Source organism: Streptomyces sp. NPDC053079 (assembly GCF_044546695.1).
In the GTDB taxonomy this organism is placed as follows: Bacteria; Actinomycetota; Actinomycetes; order Streptomycetales; family Streptomycetaceae; genus Streptomyces.
Window position 1 is genome coordinate 286,901 of record NZ_JBITZJ010000009.1, and the last position, 16,273, is coordinate 303,173.

The window sequence follows — 16,273 nt, forward strand, 5'->3', positions numbered from 1 at the left end:
CGCACCGGGCGTCACGGCGGCGAGGCGGGCCAGCGGTAGCGCACCCGGGTGAGGGTCTCGGAGATGTCCCAGAGGCTGTGGGCCAGCGCGGCGTCCCCGGCCGGTGCGGGCAGCTCCACCGGGCCGGGGGCGCCGCGCGCCTCGAAGCGGCCGGTGGGCCCGTAGAAGCCGCCGGGGACGACGTCGCCGGCCGTGGCCGCGTACAGCGACGGCAGCGCCGCCTGCTCGGCACTCTGGCCGACGACCCGGTCCAGCGCCAGCCGGCCCAGCGCCCGCACCGGCCGCGCGAGGTGTCGCTGCAGTCCCGTCATGCTGACGCCCGGGTGCACGACCACGCTGGTCAGACGTGCTCCGGCTGTGTCGGCGCGACGCTGCAGCTCCAGGGCGAACAGCACGACGGCGAGCTTGGACTTGGCGTAGGCGGCCAGGGGCCGGTACCTGCGGGTGCTCTGCAGGTCGGAGAGGTCGGCCGGCGGACGGCGGGCCATGGCCGAGCCGACGGTCACCACCCGGGGCGCGGGGGCCCGCAGGAGCAGGGGGAGCAGCCTGCCGGTGAGGGCGAAGTGGCCCAGGTGATTGATGCCGACGGTGAGTTCGAGGCCGTCGCGGGTGGTGCGCCGCCGCGGGACGGCCATCACGCCGGCGTTGTTGACGAGCAGGTCGACCGGCCGCCCGCCGTGCTCCATGCGGTGGGCGAAGCCGGTGACGGACGCCAGGTCGGCCAGGTCGAGCAGATCGGGCCGGACCCGGGCGCCGGTCACCTCCCCGGCCAGCCGCTCGGCGGCGTCGCGGGCCCGGCCCGCGTCCCTGCCGGTGACGACGACCTCGACGCCGGCCCGCGCCAGTTCACGGGCGGTGACGTACCCGATGCCGCTGTTCGCTCCGGTGACGACGGCCAGCCGGCCCTCCTGGCTCGGCATGTCGTCGGTGGTCCAGTCGGTGGTCCAGCTGTCGTGCATGCGACTCCTCGGCGGCCGGTCGCGTACGGACGAGCGTATTGTCCGCCGACCGGACGACCATCCGGCGGAAGGCGCGCCCGGCGGGAAGGGTGGGACGGGCAGGGGAGCCGGCGGCTCACCCGCCGGCCGTCCCTTCCGGCCGCCGCCCGGCGATCTCCTCCGCGACCTGGCGGGCCTGCCGGGCCACGTTGCGCAGGTGGTTGGAGAAGGGGATCCGTACGTGCGTGCCCACGCCGGCCACCCAGACGCGTTCCGGCGGCGCCCCGGGCCGGCGGCGCACCCGCAGGTCGGCCTCCAGATGGTCCACGGCCCCGGCGCCGTCCACGGCCCGCGTCAGCTGCAGCGTTTCGCCGTCGGGGGACCAGTGGAGCGCCGGCTGGTGGAAGCCGGTGCCATTGACCACGTGGTCGAAGCGCTCTGGTACGCCGGCCGGCCCGGGCCACTCCACCCGCCAGGCGTCGCCGTCGAAGGCGACGGCCCGGGGGTAGGGGTGGGCCAGCCGCAGCGCACCGGTGGCGAAGTGGGCGAGGAGCCGCCGGGCGTTGACGACCGTCATGGCCGTGGCGTAATAGCCCGTGAACCAGGAGAAGCGCTCCATCAGGGCGTGGCGGCGCGCCGCCGGCAGGGTGGGGCCGAGTGCGATGGCCGCTTCGAGCAGAGGCACGACGACGCCGGGCCAGTGGCAGACGCCCGCTTCGACCAGGGCCGTCTCCTCCCGCAGGCGCTGGACGGGGTCGGGGGCCGTGGACGTCTGCCGGCGCAGCGGGCGCCGGCTCAGCAGACGGACCGCCTCCACCGCGGCGCGCAGCACCTTCTCCTCCAGGCAGGGGTCCGCCGGGTCGAGGCGGGCGATGCGCTCCACCGGCGGGAGGTCGCGCGGGGGCGCGCCCAGCGACAGCCGTACGGAGGGCAGCCGGCCCGAGGGAGAGGTCATGACGGCCCGGTGGCCGTCGCGGCACAGCAGCAGGGCCGCGTCGATGGCCGACTGGCGGGTGCCGAGGACCAGCACCCGGCTGTGCGGGCGCAGCTCCTCGCGGAGGCGGTCGGAGGGATAGGGGCTGTCCAGGTAGCGCGGGTGGGCGGTGAGGCCGGCGAAGCCCTCGGGGACGCGGGGCCGGCGGACGCCCGTGCAGATGACGACCGCGTCGGCCGCCAGTTCCTGTCCCGTGCCGAGCCGCACCCGGTGGCGTCCGTTCGTCGGTGCGCCGACCGACTCGGCGTCCGCCCGCACCTCGCGCACCTCGATGCCGAGCGCCTTCGCGGCCGCCCGTGCCCCGGCGTGGCGGTCCCGGCAGTAGGCGGCCATCCGGGCCCGGGGGACGCAGTCCTGCGCGGTCCCACTCCAGCCGTGCTCGCGCAGATAGCCGACGAAGTCGGCGTGGTCGTCGGCGAGGAGGGAGTTGACCTCGGCCGCGCTGTTGCACAGCAGCAGGGGGTCGCCGTCCCCGAAGGCCAGCCCCCAGCCGACCGGGCGCGGGTCCACGACGAGGATCGAGCGGACCGTACGGGCCGGATCCGCGGCCCTGCGGGAGAGCGCGCGGACCAGGTGGACGAAGACGCTGGTCCCGGCGACACCGGCGCCCACGATCACCACGTCCTGCCCGTGATGCCGCGAGGGCGGGGCCGCGTGTGAGGGAGCGTCGGCAGGCAGGGCGGGTCTGAGGGGTCCGCCGGGATTCCTGGGGGCCGTGGGGGCCATGGGCAGCACCTTCCTTCCGTAGCTGACCCTGCCCATGCGCGCGTGCCGGGAAGCGCCGGCGGCGCCCGGCCCGGCGGGGGCGGAGCACGGCTCCGCCCCCGCCGGGCCGTCGTCTCCTACGCCGGTGCCGCCAGCGGCTTCGACTTCAGCGCCAGGTCGATCTGCAGGCCGCCTCCCGCGCCGTTGCCGAGCAGGTCGACCGCCGACTTGAAGGCGCGGGCGTACGGGCCGGCCGGCCCGTCGAGAACGCGCTGGAGCATGACGAGCCCACAGACCCCCGGGACGCCGAGCAGCAGCCCCTGGGCGAAGGTCTCCTGGTCGATCTGCTGGTTGACCAGCTGGATGATGGCCATGGTGACCCCCGCGACGCCGAGGGCCGTCTCGGCGAGGGGCGCCACGAGCTCCAGGAAGTCGAGGATGTCGCCCGTGCTGAAGCAGGAGATCAGCAGCGAGTACACGAAGGCGACGGACGGGCCGGCGATGATGCCCTCCAGCGGGGTCAGCTGGAACGCGCTTGCCGTCAGATAGGTGACGGCGGTGAGCCCGAGGGTCACGATGCCGAGCCACTTGGGGGTCTTCTCGTGGCCGAGGTCGTTGATCGAGTTGAGGACGCCGTTGACGATCTGCAGGATGCCGGTGGCCAGCTGGTAGCCCCAGGACACGCCGTCCGCCGTGTCGCCGGCCTCCTCATGGCCGGCGGCACAGGGTTCGCTGTCCGCGCCGTTGATCAGCTTGTAGACGAGGGTGACGGGGAACGCGCCGATGAGGGCGGCCAGGGAGCCGAGGGTGAGTTTGTCGTCGTCGCCGTATCCGGCGAGCTTCGCCGCCCACGCCCAGAGGGTGTTGACCGGGCCCAGCTCCAGCTCCTTGTCGAGCATCGAGCCGACCGCGTCGAGGGCCGCGTCCACGACGTCGAGGAGGGCGAGGACGATCGCGTCGCCCAGGTCGAGTGCGCCGTCGACGAGTTTCTCGACGCCGTCGAGGAGTTCGACCGCCGCGTAGGTCTTCAGCGACCCCGGATCCTTGATCAGGTCGACGCTGCCCTCCGCGAAGGACTGGAGCCCCTTGCTGAACTCCTGGCCCGACCTCTTGACGGCCTCGGCGAGTGCCTTCCAGGGGGCGGGATGGACGGCCGCGCTCAGGTCGAACGCCGACTCCGGGAAGAAGACGGAGTTCGCGCCCATGTGGTTCTGCAGCCAGTTGTGCTGGGCGTTGTGGGACACGCCGGACGTGCTCACCTTGCCGCCCGCCGAGCCCTGCGATCCCTTCTGCCAGTGGGGCAGCTCGGCGATCTTCTTGCCCGCCCCGTCCCGCCTCAGCTGAGCGAAGGCCGTGTGCGCGTCCTTCTTGAAGCGCCCGAACACGGCGTCGCCCTGGCCGCGCAGGGTGGCGACGACCTTTCTGGCCTCGGGGACCGCCTCGTGCATCGACTTCTGGAAGGCCATCTTCGTGCGCCAGATCGCCGGGAAGTCGAAGAAGGCCTTCAGCCAGGCGATGACCTCTTCGACGAAGGCCTCGATCTTGTGGAAGACGTTCACGACGAACTGCGCGGCCTGCTCCAGGCCGTGGAGCACCATCTTGAGTCCGCCGATGATCGAGTTGCCGATGCGGATCGCCAGGGTGGAGAGCTGGTGGACGCCGGTCATGACCGCGTGGTCGATCTCGATCAGGCCGTTCTTCGCCGCGCGCAACAGGTCGCCGCCGAGCTGACGGAGCTTCTGCCGAGCCTCTTCCGCCAGGTGCTTGACCCCGTCCACGGCCTCGTTGTAAACGTGCTTGATCCCGTTCCAGGCGTCGCCCAGCCAGCCGTACGCGGTCGCCTCGCCCTTGCGGCTGACCTCCTCGACGTGCCGGGCGACCTCCTCCTCGGTCCGCAGCAGCACGAACTGGTGGGACGCGGCCGCCGTCCGCGCGCCCTTGGGGGCGGCCGGCTCCAGGCTGAAGCGGATGGCCTTGGCACCGTCGGGCAGCGGCTGTCCCATGCCGATGAGCGCGGTGTGCCGGATCGCCTGGGCGGCCACCGAGGCCAGGAAGGACTCGTTCGCGGCGCGCGGCGCCAGGGCGCCGCCCTTGCGGGCCGTGGCCGCGCCCAGGGTCTTGCCGTGCTTGTCGAACGGCTCGAGGGCGCCGCCCGGGTCGGTCTCGCGCAGCGTGCCCGTCCCGGACAGGTAGGTGTGGACGGCCCGGCCCGGCTGGACGGGCACCGGGGCCGGCAGGTCGGCGGCGGTCAGCTCCAGCGAGGAGGCCCCAAGGCCGTTGGGCGGCACGCCGATGGCGATCCTGCCGAAGCCGTCGGTGCGCAGGGTCACGCCGTCACGGGAGACCGTCAGCATGCGGCCCTGGTGCGACACCGGGCAGTCGGAGGCGTTCGCCGTCACCCTCAGCGTCATCGGGTAGTCCTGTACGGGCAGGCCCTTGGCGTCGGTGACGACGGCCTCGACGCGGTACTGCGTGATCTCGTACGCCTGCAGCCGCGGTGCGCGGACGTCGTGCTCGTGCCACATGCCGGTGCGGGCGTCCTGTGTCTCCATGCGCAGGCCGCGCTTGCCCTTGACGTAGGAGAAGAGCGTCGGGGTGTCGACCGGTTCGACGGAGGCGGCGACCCCCGCGATGTTCCGGTCGAGGGGAGTCGGCGGCAGCCAGCGCGGCAGCCCGTCGTCGAGCGGGCGCACCGGGTCCTGACGCAGGGACCACAGGGTGCGGTCGTCGTCGATGCCGTAGACGTCCCAGCGGACGGGACCGGGCCGGTCCGGGTGGTTGCGGCACAGGTGCGCGACCGCGGTACGGAACGACATCTCCCCGACGGGGCGGCTCCCTGCCGGCCTGCCTTGGTGGTCGCAGTGCCACAGGTGCAGCGTCCCGTCCTGGTGGAGGATCAGGAAGGCCGCCCGCTCGGGGTCTCCGTAGGCGGCCACCACACGGCGTACCGCCGGATGCCCGGGCACCTCTTTGCCGAACTCCTCGCGGGACGTGCCGATGTCGCCGCAGTTGACGACGAGCTTTCCGCCGACGGCGGCCGCCGAGACCCAGTGCTTGACGCCCACCCGGGTGATCTGCGCGTTCTCGTCCAGGCGCGTCCACACGGAGTGCGGCGCCGTGGAGAGGATCCAGCCCGACCCCGTCTCCGTCCCCGAGGCGACGAGGGAGTGCAGGGGGTAGGAGTCGCCGTGCCGCTTCCCCGTGGCGTGCGAGAGCTTCAGCCCGCGCAGCCGCGCGCCGGGGGTGTCGATCGGATGCACCTCGCCCCACGTCCTGCCGTCGCTGTTCAGCACGGAGCGGAACGCCCGGGCGTCGCTGATGAAGTAGCACTGGATGTACGGCTTGCCCTCCCGGTCGGTTCCGGCGGTGGTGACGACCTCGGTGGGCGTGTACGAGGCGAAGACCTCGGTCGCCTGCCAGCCCGTCGCCGTACCGGGGTCGGGGTGGACGTGCAGCAGGGCCGTGGCGGTCGAGGCCCGGCTCACCACCAGCGTCTCGTCCGCCCGCGTGAAGGGGTTGTGGAACACGGCGAGGGGCGCGGGGCTCAGCTCGTCGACGTGGATGCCGGCCGCCATGACGACGTCCTGGCCCAGCACCTCGCTGACCCCGACCTTGAGCGGAAGCGCGGGCGGACGGGCGGTGGACGGCGGGGCAGGCGGGGTGGCGGTCTCCATGAGGTTCTCCCGGGGGGATTTGCGCTGGATGTCCTCCCAGGCTTCCCCTCCACCGGGCCCCGGCAGTCACCGCCGGGAACGGATCATCCCTGCGCGCGACGGCGCACGGCCGGTGGTGTCACAGGTCCCGGCGCATGCACACCCGGGGCCACCGGTCCAGGCCGTGCGCGGCTTCCTGCCGTCGGACCTCCCGAAGGCCCGGGCCGAGCGCGCTGTCGTCGAGCGGGCGGAAGCCGCAGCGCGCGTAGTACGGCGCGTTCCAGGGGACGTCTGTGAACGTGGTGAGGGTCAGGGCGGGGACTCCGGCGGCGCGCGCGTGCTGTGCCAGGTGGTCCAGCAGGGAACGGCCGATGCCGCGGCGGGCACGGTCCGGGTGGACCGACACCTGCTCGACGTGGAGGTTGCCGTCGACGTGGTCCGCGATGAGGTAGGCCACCGGGGCGTCGGCCCCGCAGGCCGCGACCCAGGCCAGGCCGGTCCGCTGGTAGCGGGCGAGTTCCCCGGCCGGGAGCGGCTCGTCCTCGGCGATCTCCGGCATGCCGATGTCGTGGAAACACCTCCCGGCGGCCCTTTCGATGTCCTGAAGGAGGGTCAACTCGTCGGTGCGGACTGCTCGGATGCGCATGGGCCCATTGTCCTCGGCGGGCGTGAGCGCCCACCGGGCGGGGCGGCGGCCGGTGCCGCGGCCGGCCGCCGCCCGCGGCGCGGTTCAGCTGCTCCGGCCGCCGGCCGAGGCCATGCCCAGCCAGGTGTGCGGGTTGCCTTCCCAGCACCACCCCAGCTTCGGGGCGCCCTTGCTGATCCACAGGGCGGGGACCCGGCGGTCCCCGAAGCGGGTGCCGGCGAGGGAGAAGCACTTGTTCTTGGCCAGCGCCTGGGGGTACTGGGTGATGAACGCTATGCCCTCCTCCATCGTGAGCGGGGTGCGGCCGCGCTCCGCGACGGCCGCCAGGGCGTCCAGGGGCACGACGTCGCAGAACTCCTCGCCCCGCTCGACGTCGAAGACGACGTACGCCTCCCCTGCGGGGAGCGCCAGTTCCTCGAGCGAGACGAACCGCTCCAGCTCGCCCGGGGCGTAGAAGCGCTCGATGACCCCCGGGGCCTTCTTGCCGGCGAGCGTGGTCGACGGGACCGACGCCTCCAGGGGTACGAGCGCCCTGGTGACCACCAGCAGGAACGGCACCCGGCCCTCGGCCGGCGGCGCCGACGCCGCCGCCCGCGCGAGGACGGGCTCGCGCAGCGGGGCGAGGACGTCGCGGAACGCGCTCTCCGTGATGCCGGCGAGAGCCGGGTAGCCCCGGTCGACCAGCGTCTGAACCTGACGGTCGAACTCCGTGCCGGCGTCGAATGCGGTCATGTGAGGCCTTCCTGCGGGGAATTTTGCGACGGACGTAAACTTAGCCCGAGGCGAGCGAGACCGTCAAGCGCAAACTTACGTCGGGGGTAAGATTTGCTCATGGATGTCGAACCGATGGGGCTCCGCGAGTCCAAGAAGCAGGAGACCAGGCAGCTGATCTCCGACCACGCGACCAGGCTGTTCATCGAGAACGGCTTCGAGCCGACGACGATCGCCGAGATCGCCGCGGCCGCCAGGGTGGCCAAGAAGACGGTGACCAACTACTTCCCCCGCAAGGAGGACCTGGCCTTCGACCGCCACGAGGAGTTCGTCGCGGGCCTGGCCCGGACCGTCGCCGGACGCGCCGAGGGGGAGTCGGCGCTCGCGGCGCTGCGCCGCGCGTTCCTCGACGGGGTGGAGCGGTGCGACCCGGTGATCGGGTTCTCGGGGGAGGTGTTCGCCCGGATGATCGCGGACAGCCCCACCTTGCTGGCCCGCCTGCGCGACATGCACGACCAACGCGAGGCGGCGCTCGCCGGTCTCCTCGCCGCGGAGACCGGAGCCGCCCCGGACGACATCACCCCCCGCGCGGCGGCGGCCCAGCTGGGCGGCGCCCACCGGGTGCTGTTCCAGCAGATCCTGGAGCTGACCCTCGCCGGTCACGGCAATGAGCGGATCGCCGAAACGGTGGCCGTCTCGGCCGACCGTGTCTTCGCCATGCTGGCGGGCGGCCCGCTCGCCGACTACGCCGTGAGATGAGCACGGCGCTTCAGCCGTGGGCGATTCCGCTGAGAGCATGCGGCGGTTCCCGTCGCGGCCGACAGAGGGCAGAGTCGCCGTCATGAGACTCCTGATGCTGGGCGGAACGGAATTCGTGGGACGAGCCGTCACCGAAGAGGCGCTGGCGCGCGGTTGGGAGGTGACGGTCTTCCACCGCGGCCACCACCCGGCGCCGGCGGGGACCGTCGCGCTGCACGGCGACCGCAGGGCGCAGGACGGCCTGGCCGCCCTCGCGCGGGGTGAGTGGGACATCGTCGTCGACACCTGGTCGGCCGAACCGTCGGCCGTACGGGACGCGGCCCGGTTGCTGGCCGGACGCGCCGGGCACTATGCGTACGTCTCCAGCGGGTCGGTGTACCGCCACCCCCGCGCGGCCGGGATCGGCGAGAGCGCGCCTCTCGTGGACGGCTCGCCCGACGCGGGCGATGTGGAGTATCCGCAGGCCAAGCGGGGCGGCGAGCTCGCGGCCGCCGAAGCCTTCGGCGAGCGGGCGCTGCTGGTGCGGGCGGGGCTGATCCTCGGCCCGTGGGAGAACATAGGACGTCTGCCCTGGTGGCTCCTGCGGATGGCCCGCGGCGGCCCCGTCCTCGCGCCGGGCCCCCGCGACCTGGCCCTGCAGTACATCGACGTCCGTGACCTCGCCTCCTGGACCCTGGACGCCGCTGCCCGCAGCCTCGGCGGCCCGTACAACCTCATCAGCCGCCCCGGGCACGCCACGATGGGCGAACTGCTGGAGGCGTGCGTCCGCGTCACGGGAGGAGGCGCCGAGCTGCGCTGGACCGCCCCGGAGAAGATCCTGGAGGCCGGCATCGAGCCGTGGCTGCAGCTGCCGGTCTGGGTGCCGCCGGGCGAGCTGCACGAGACCCTGCACCAGGGCGGCGTGGACAAGGCGTTCGCCGCCGGCCTGCGCTGCCGCCCGGTCGAGGAGACGGTGGCCGACACCTGGTCCTGGCTCGAGCGGCTCGGCGGAGTGCCACCGCAGCGCGGCGACCGCCCCGCCGTCGGGCTGGACCCGCAGACGGAGGCGAAGGTGCTGGGCGCCTGAGAACGGAGCGGCGGGCCGCCGACCCCGGTGGCCCGCTGCCCGGCACCCCCGCCCGCGGGCGCCTCACCCCGACGGCCCCCCTCCGGCTGCGCCCCGCGCCGGGGGCCGGTGGACTTGGGGCCGGGGAATCCGGAGGGTGTGAGGCGATGCGGGAGCGGGCCGGCGCGGTCGGGGTGGTGGTCGCCGTTCTGGTTCTCGTGGCCGGCGGATGCGTCGCGGGCGGGGGCGAGCGGGGGAGCCGGGCCTCGCCCGTTCCCGCTTCCTCGGCACCGCGCGACCCGCAGCAACGGGGCGTGCCCGAGCTGCCGGCCGTCATCGCCGGGCAGCAGCTGGCCTGGGAGGCCTGTTCCGCCGAGGACGCCGGGCGGGCCGGCGCCACCCTGCGGCGGGACGCGGACTGCTCCTGGCTCACCGTGCCCGTCGACTACGGCGCGCCCGGCGAGCAGATCATCAGGCTCCGCGTGGCGCGCGTACGGGCCGCGGGGGCGCAGCGCCTCGGGTCGCTCGTCTTCAACCCCGGCGGGCCGGGGGAGGCGGGCGCCGCCATGGTCGCGGGCGGTGTGTTCGAAGCCACCGCCCGTGTGATGGACCGTTACGACCTGGTCGGTTTCGACCCGCGCGGCATCGGGCGCTCGGCACCGCTGAAGTGCCCCCAGGGTGCGGGCGGCGACCTCATCCCGCGGACCCGCGAAGAGGTGGACGCCGAGTTCAGGGCGGCCGCCGAGCAGGGCGAGAACTGCCGCAAGGCGAGCGGCGCGCTGCTGGCCCACATGGACACCGTCAGCGTCGCCCGCGACCTGGACGTGCTGCGCGCCGCCCTCGGCGAGAGCCGGCTGCACTACCTCGGCATCTCCTACGGCACCTACATCGGCCAGCACTACGCCCACCTCTTCCCCGGCCGCGTGGGCCGCTTCGTCCTCGACGGCGTCGTGGACCCCGCCACCGACCAGACCCAGACCGCCCGCAACGACGTCAAGTCCCTCGACGACAGCTTCGCCAGCTACGCACGCGCCTGCGCCGCCCTGCACTGCCCCCTCGGCGGGACGTCCGAGGAGATCGTCGCCAGGACCACCGCGTTCGTACGGGACCTGGACGCCCACCCGGTGCCCGCGCCCGAGGGCGGCAGGCTCACCACCGGGCTGGCGGTCCAGGGCATCAGGGCGCCGCTCTACCAGTCCGACCGGTGGCCGGACCTGACCCGGGCGCTGGTCGAGGCGATGGCGGGCCGGCCGGGCGCGCTCATCGCCCTCGCCGTGGAACAGGTCCAGGTGCAGACGCAGACATCGGAGGGCTCGGACAAGTCGAACAAGGCGGCCTCCGGCAACCGGGCTCCCGTGGACCCGACCATGGCCCGCAACGCCGTCGACTGCCTCGACAAGCCGGGCCCCCGCAGCGCCGCCGAACTCCTGGCCGACCTCGGTGAGTTCGAGAGGACGTCACCGCTGTTCGGCGCCACCGTGGCCGCCGCCATGTTCCACTGCGCCGCCTGGCCCCTCGCCCCCACCGGCCGGGCCGAGCCCCTTACCGCCCCCGGCGCCCCGGCCATGGTCCTGGTCTCCTGGGCCGTCGACCCGGCGACCCCGCTGAGCAACGCCGAGGCCGTGCGCAGGAACCTTCGCACCGCCTCCCTCGTCGTCCGCGGCGGGACCGGCCACTCCGCCTACGCCAGCGGCTCGGGCTGCACGGACCGGGCCGTGGACGAGTTCCTCGTCGGGGGCAGGCTGCCGCCGACGAAGGCGGAGTGCAGCGCCTGAGGCGCGGACGAGCGGCGCCGCTCGCGGCGTACGACCAGCAGCGCGGCGTCGTCGGACAGCGCCCCGCCCGTGTACGCGCGCAGGTCGGCCACCAGCCGGTCCACCAGCGGGTCCGGGGCCAGCTCCGGCATCGTGGCCAGGCGCTCGGCCAGCGGATAGAACCGGCCGGAGGCGTCACGGGCCTCGGTCACCCCGTCGGTGTACAGCACCAGCAGGTCGCCCGGCGCGAAGGCGAAGTGCAGGAAGTGGTACGGGCCGGCGGCCAGGTCCCGCAGCGCCAGCGGCGGGTCGGGCACCGGCGTCTCCACCTCGCTCACCACGCCCGCCCGCCACAGCAGCGGCGGCAGATGGCCGCAGTTCACCAGCTCCGTCGGACCGTCGGCCTCCGGCACCCCCAGCAGGACGGCCGTGACGAACTCCTCGCCGGACCGGCGCCGCAGCACGGTGGCGTCGAGCCGCCGGGCCACCGTGCGCAGCTCCGGTTCGACCTGCGCGGCCTCCCGGAAGGTCCCGAGCACATCGGCCGCGGTCTCGATGGCCGACAGCCCCTTGCCCCGCACATCGCCCACGATCAGCCGCGTCCCGTAGGGGGTGGCCAGCACCTCGTACAGGTCGCCGCCCACCCGGGCCTCGGCGGCGGCCGCGAGGTAGCGCACCGCCACCCGCAGCCCGTCGATCCGCTCCGGGAGCGGGCGCAGCAGGGTGCGCTGCGCCGCCTCCGCGACCGAGCGCGAGTGCAGCAGTTCGCGCTCGCGGGTCGAGACGAGGACGACGTTGGCGGTGCTGACGCAGGTGAGGGTCAGCACGGTGGCGCCCGCGGTGAGGTGCACGGCGAACGGCACACCGGTGTCGGCGATGCCGAGGAGCGGGACGAACGCGAGGGCGATCAGGCCCACCGTCAGGGGGACCCGGGCGCGCCGGGTGCCGCCGATGCTGGCGAGCGCGGGGGCGGTGGCGAGGACGGGGGAGAAGGTCAGCTGGGGGTTGGTCGCCAGGTCCACCACCACGGCGATCGTCAGCAGGGCGTAGGCGGCCACGACGAGCAGGCGCGCGCTGCGGGGGAGCGGGGGTACCTCGGGCGGCCTCTCGCGACCTTGGTCTCGCTTCATGGTGGTTTCCCACCCTAGGCGGCACTCGTCCGGCCGCAAGCGGACCGGCCGAGTGGCGCGGCACGTCGGATCGTGGGATGGAAGGTCCATATGCCGGCGGTGGCGGCCGGTCGACGTGGCGTAAACCGTCTTATGCCCAGAAAAAAGGACATTACTCCATAAAGGTGATCGCCGCCCCCTTCGGCGGTGCGGCGCCGACGGGTCGCCGATGATGGCCACTGTGAGCGGCAAGGTGGAGACGCGCGACGTGCTGATCGTCGTGTACGACGGAGTGCAATTGCTGGACGTCGCAGGCCCCTTGGACGTCTTCGGCCGGGCTGTCTGCGAGGGCGGGGACGGGGCCGGCTACCGGGTGCGCCTGGCCTCGCTGGGCGGCCGGTCCGTGGCCACCTCGGCCGACGCCCACCTGGGCGTCTCGGCGGACCTCGCGCGCGTGCGCAAGCCCCCGGACACGCTCATGGTGGCCGGGGGCCGGGGGTACGCCGAGGCGGCCGCCGACCGCGAACTGGTCCGGCACGTGCGGCGGCTCTCCGCCGGGGCCCGGCGCACGGGCTCGGTGTGCACCGGCGCGTTCGTCCTGGCCGAGGCGGGCCTCCTCGACGGGCGCCGCGCCACGACGCACTGGGCGTTCTGCTCCGAACTGGCCGCCGGCTACCCGGCGGTCACCGTGCAGCCCGACGCCATCTACGTCCGGGACGGCACCGTCGTCACCTCGGCCGGGGTGACCGCGGGCATCGACCTCACCCTCTCCCTGCTGGAGGACGACTACGGCCCCGAACTGGCCCGGGCCGTCGCGAAGTTCCTGGTGGTCTTCATGCAGCGGCCGGGCGGCCAGTCCCAGTTCAGCACCTGGACCCGCGGCGAGCCGCCGCTCGGCGGCGCCCTGCGCGAGCTCGTCGAGGCCATCGACGCCCACCCCGCCGACGACCTGTCGGTGCCCGCGCTGGCCGCCCGGCTGGGCATGAGCCGGCGCCACTTCAGCCGGGTGTTCAGCCAGCAGGTGGGGACCAGTCCGGGCGCGTACGTCGAACGGGCCCGGGTCGCCGCGGCCCGCGCCCTGCTGGAGAGCACCCCCGACAGCGTCGACACCATCGCCGGACAGTGCGGCTTCGGCACCGTCGAGACGATGCGGCGCGCGTTCGTGCGCGAAGCCGGCGTCTCGCCGGCCGCCTACCGCGACCGGTTCCGGCGGGGCTGACGCCGGGCGCCGGCCCCGCGGCCGGATCACTCCGTGCCGGGGGTCTTCCGCGTGGTGACGGCGATCCGGTTCCAGGCGTTGATGGTGAAGATGAGCGCGATCAGGTGCGCCAGCTCCTCCTCCCCGAACTGCCGGGCGGCGCGCTCGTACACCTCGTCGGGAACGAAACCGTCGGTCAGGACGGTCACCGCCTCCGTCAGGTCGAGCGCCGCCTGCTCCTTCTCCGTGTACAGGCCGGCCTCGCGCCAGGCGCTGAGGAGGTGGATCCGCTCCTCGCTCTCGCCCGCCGCACGGGCGTCGCGGGTGTGCATGTCCAGGCAGTAGGCGCAGTGGTTGAGCTGCGAGGCCCGGATCTGGACCAGCTCCACGAGGGCCGGGTCCAGATCGGCCGTCGCGGCCGCGCTGAGGGCGATCATGGCCTTGAAGACCTTGGGGGCGGCCTTGGTGAAGTTCATGCGCTGTGCGTGCTGTGTCGTCGTCATGATCAGAACCCTAGGCGCGGAATCGGCCCGCCCCATGGTGCAATTCGGGGATGGAATCACAGGTCAATCCGGCGAAGTCGCCATCGGTGGGAGGGGCGGGAAGCGACCTCCACCTGGAGTTGTCCGACGGGCCGGGCGGCCGCCGCGGCGCCCTGATACGCGCGCTGCGCGAGGCTGTTCGCGCGGGGCGGCTCACGCCCGGCACCCGGCTGCCGCCGTACCGCGTGCTCGCCGCCGACCTGGGCGTCGCCCGCAACACCGTCGCCGAGGCCTACGCCGAACTCGTCGCCGAGGGCTGGCTCACCGCCCGTCAGGGCTCCGGAACCCGCGTCGCCCACCGCGCGGAACCGCCCGGCAACGGACGGCCCCGCAGACCCACCACCCCCTCCCGCCCCCGGCGTCCCGCCTACGACCTCGTCCAGGGCACCCCCGACGCCTCCGCCTTCCCCCGCACCGCCTGGCTGGCCTCCGCCCGCCGCGCGCTCTCCGCCGCACCCAACGAGGCCTTCGGCCCCGGCGACCCCCGCGGCCGCGCCGAGCTGCGCCACGCGGTGGCCGAATACCTCGGCCGCGCCCGGGGCGTACGCGCCGACCCCGAACGCATCGTCGTCTGCTCGGGCTTCGCGGGCGCGCTGCGGCTGCTGGGGCAGGTGCTCGAGGGCACGATCGCCGTGGAGTCGTACGGACTGGGCTTCCACCGCTCGCTGCTGACCGCCGCCGGGCTCACCACGGCGACCCTGCCCATCGACGAACACGGCGCGCGCGTCGAGCACGTGGCGGCCACCGGCGCCCGGACGGTGCTGCTGACCCCCGCGCACCAATTCCCGACGGGCGGCCCGCTGCACCCGCGCCGGCGGGCGGCCCTCATCGACTGGGCCTGCGCGCAGGGCGGACTGGTCCTGGAGGACGACTACGACGGCGAGTTCCGCTACGACCGCCAGCCGGTCGGCGCGGTGCAGGGCCTCGACCCGGAACGCGTGGTCTACATCGGCTCGGTCAGCAAGAGCCTCTCCCCGGCGCTGCGCCTGGGGTGGATGGTGCTTCCGGGGCACCTGGTGGATGCGGTGCTCGCGGTGAAGGGGGAGCGGGAGTCGTGGGCGAGCGCCCTGGAGCAGCTGACGCTCGCCGACTTCATCGCCTCGGGCTCCTACGACCGTCACGTACGCCGCATGCGCCGGCACTACCGCCGCCGGCGCGACCGCCTCGTCGCCGCCCTCGCCGAACGCGCCCCGCACGTCCGCGTCACCGGCATCGCGGCCGGCCTGCACGCGGTGCTCGGCCTCCCCGAGGGCACCGAACGGACCGTGGTGCAGGCAGCCGCCTGGCAGGGCCTCGCCGTCGAGGGGCTGGGCCTGTACCGCCACGGCGAGGCGACGGGAGTGCCGGACGACGGCCTGGTCGTGGGCTACGGCACCCCCGCGGACCACGCCTTCGCGGGCGCACTGGACGCCCTGTGCGAGGCGCTGCCGCCGGGACTATGAGCGGCCCGGGGCCGGCGGGCGGCCGGCCCCCCGGCACAAGCGCCGCCGCTTCCGGCCGTCAGCTTCGGCTGTCGGCGGCGATCCGCCGCCTGGGCGGCCCGCTTCTCGCGCCCGTGCTTCCGACGCGGCCGGCAGCTGGGGGCGACGGCCGGTGGACGGGCCCCGCGCCACCCGCGCCGGGCGCTTTCTTGCCGCCCTTGCCCGGCCGCCCCCGCGTCGTGCGGTGCGCGCGGGCCAGGCCGTCAGCCCCGGCTGTCGGCGGCGATCCGCGCGGCGGCCTCGCCCGCGACCCCGTTCAGCCGCTGGACGACCTCCAGGAGGGCCCCGCACCTGGCCGACGACACCGTGGCCGAGCTGATCGACCCCGCGAGCGCGCTGTTCGGCTACCGCTGTCCGGCGGGCGCGTTCGTACCGGAACCCGGGGACGGGGCCCTCTTCGAGGACCCGGTCGCACCCAGTGGACGGCCCGGAGCCCGCGCGCCGCACGTTCCGCTCGGCGGCGGGTCCACCCGCGACCTCTACGGTCGCGACTTCGCCCTGCTCACCGACGACCCGGCCTGGCGCGCCGGCGCCGCCCGGGCGGCCCAGCGCCTCGGCGTGCCCGCTCGCGTGCCCGCCCTGGACGGGGACTGGGCCGGTGCCCACGGCGTGACCGCCTCGGGCGCGGTGCTCGTCCGGCCGGACGGCATCGTCGCCTGGCGCAGCGCGGCCGGGGGTGACCCCGAGGGGATCGAGCGGGCGCTGCGGACGGTGCTCGACCGCTGACCTCGACCGCCG

The 16,273-nt window shown here is 74.4% G+C and carries 13 protein-coding genes; 6 read left to right on the top strand and 7 right to left on the bottom strand.

The annotated features are described in order from the left end of the window. Positions 1–11: 11 nt before the first annotated feature. From ACIGXW_RS31175 to ACIGXW_RS31195, 5 genes are all read right to left on the bottom strand, one after another. Positions 12–959, bottom strand: coding sequence for an oxidoreductase (locus ACIGXW_RS31175; protein WP_399576257.1), 948 nt, complete (start codon positions 957–959; stop codon positions 12–14). A gap of 115 nt (positions 960–1,074) precedes the next feature. After that, positions 1,075–2,553: an FAD/NAD(P)-binding protein gene (locus ACIGXW_RS31180; protein WP_399576259.1), complete on the bottom strand. Its 1,479-nt coding sequence runs from the start codon at positions 2,551–2,553 to the stop codon at positions 1,075–1,077. A 221-nt stretch (positions 2,554–2,774) separates the two neighbouring features. Then, on the bottom strand, positions 2,775–6,311 hold the full coding sequence (locus ACIGXW_RS31185; RefSeq protein WP_399576260.1) for a hypothetical protein: 3,537 nt from the start codon (positions 6,309–6,311) through the stop codon (positions 2,775–2,777). Between the two features lie 118 nt (positions 6,312–6,429). Continuing rightward, on the bottom strand, positions 6,430–6,936 hold the full coding sequence (locus ACIGXW_RS31190; protein WP_399576262.1) for a GNAT family N-acetyltransferase: 507 nt from the start codon (positions 6,934–6,936) through the stop codon (positions 6,430–6,432). 84 nt (positions 6,937–7,020) lie between these two features. Next, complete coding sequence (locus ACIGXW_RS31195; protein ID WP_071966780.1) at positions 7,021–7,668, bottom strand: DUF5701 family protein; 648 nt, start codon at positions 7,666–7,668, stop codon at positions 7,021–7,023. A gap of 99 nt (positions 7,669–7,767) precedes the next feature. Here ACIGXW_RS31195 and ACIGXW_RS31200 point away from each other — a divergent pair, with 99 nt between their 5' ends. The 3 genes from ACIGXW_RS31200 to ACIGXW_RS31210 all read left to right on the top strand — a co-directional run bounded on the left by ACIGXW_RS31200 (position 7,768) and on the right by ACIGXW_RS31210 (position 11,226). Next, entirely contained in the window at positions 7,768–8,406 is a 639-nt protein-coding gene (locus ACIGXW_RS31200) for a TetR/AcrR family transcriptional regulator (protein ID WP_399576264.1), read from the top strand. Positions 8,407–8,488: 82 nt separating this feature from the next. After that, the gene (locus ACIGXW_RS31205; RefSeq protein ID WP_399576265.1) at positions 8,489–9,472 is read left to right on the top strand and encodes an NAD-dependent epimerase/dehydratase family protein; all 984 of its coding nucleotides are present in this window, start codon (positions 8,489–8,491) and stop codon (positions 9,470–9,472) included. Positions 9,473–9,618: 146 nt separating this feature from the next. Then, positions 9,619–11,226, top strand: a complete 1,608-nt coding sequence (locus tag ACIGXW_RS31210; RefSeq protein WP_399576266.1) for an alpha/beta hydrolase — start codon at positions 9,619–9,621, stop codon at positions 11,224–11,226. Here the strand turns inward: ACIGXW_RS31210 and ACIGXW_RS31215 are convergent. Continuing rightward, entirely contained in the window at positions 11,133–12,335 is a 1,203-nt protein-coding gene (locus ACIGXW_RS31215; RefSeq protein ID WP_399576267.1) for a PP2C family protein-serine/threonine phosphatase, read from the bottom strand. The genes ACIGXW_RS31210 and ACIGXW_RS31215 overlap by 94 nt on opposite strands. Before the next feature lie 211 nt (positions 12,336–12,546). Here ACIGXW_RS31215 and ACIGXW_RS31220 point away from each other — a divergent pair, with 211 nt between their 5' ends. Next, positions 12,547–13,533, top strand: coding sequence for a GlxA family transcriptional regulator (locus tag ACIGXW_RS31220; protein WP_399576408.1), 987 nt, complete (start codon positions 12,547–12,549; stop codon positions 13,531–13,533). Positions 13,534–13,559: 26 nt separating this feature from the next. Here ACIGXW_RS31220 and ACIGXW_RS31225 read toward each other — a convergent pair whose 3' ends face one another. Continuing rightward, positions 13,560–14,015: a carboxymuconolactone decarboxylase family protein gene (locus tag ACIGXW_RS31225; RefSeq protein WP_071966776.1), complete on the bottom strand. Its 456-nt coding sequence runs from the start codon at positions 14,013–14,015 to the stop codon at positions 13,560–13,562. Positions 14,016–14,065: 50 nt separating this feature from the next. Here ACIGXW_RS31225 and ACIGXW_RS31230 point away from each other — a divergent pair, with 50 nt between their 5' ends. Then, complete coding sequence (locus tag ACIGXW_RS31230; protein ID WP_399576268.1) at positions 14,066–15,496, top strand: PLP-dependent aminotransferase family protein; 1,431 nt, start codon at positions 14,066–14,068, stop codon at positions 15,494–15,496. 345 nt (positions 15,497–15,841) lie between these two features. Continuing rightward, positions 15,842–16,261 carry a hypothetical protein gene (locus ACIGXW_RS31235; protein ID WP_399576270.1) on the top strand — a complete coding sequence of 140 codons (420 nt, stop codon included), beginning with the start codon at positions 15,842–15,844 and terminating at the stop codon, positions 16,259–16,261. Positions 16,262–16,273 lie beyond the last annotated feature (12 nt).